This is a genomic window from Bartonella sp. AD328YNZD (assembly GCF_042196425.1).
Genome location: NZ_JBHIQG010000907.1, coordinates 1 through 509, shown reverse-complemented (window position 1 = coordinate 509; position 509 = coordinate 1). Strand labels below are relative to the sequence as shown.

At 43.0% G+C, this 509-nt stretch carries 1 protein-coding gene; it reads left to right on the top strand.

Features of this window, described 5'->3' with window-relative positions:
- The coding region (locus ACFIO3_RS15690; protein ID WP_375704844.1) for a DNA methyltransferase at positions 1 to 509 on the top strand (509 nt) is incomplete at both ends.

The window sequence follows — 509 nt, the reverse complement described above, 5'->3', positions numbered from 1 at the left end:
TTGGATTCCTTTGCTGGTTCTGGTACGACCGGCGCTGTTGCTCATAAAATGGGCCGCAAGTGGATTATGATTGAACTCGGTGAACATTGTCATACACACATTATTCCTCGTTTAAAACAAGTAATTGATGGAACTGATCAAGGGGGAATTTCTAAAAGTGTCAATTGGCAAGGTGGCGGTGGATTTCGCTATTATCGCCTTGCACCTTCTCTGTTGCAGAAAGATCCATGGGGACAATGGATTATTAGCCGCGAATATAATGCTGCGATGCTTTCAGAAGCTATGTGCAAACATATGGGATTTACCTATGCGCCGGATGAAAATCATTATTGGATGCAGGGATATTCAACGGAAACGGATTATATTTATGTCACAACGAGCGCCATGACCCATGAACAACTCCGTATCATGAGCGAAGAAGTGGGCTCTCATCGGACCCTGCTGATTTGTTGTACAGCCTTTGATACAAAATCATCATCCTTTGAGAATCTTACACTTACAAAAATCCC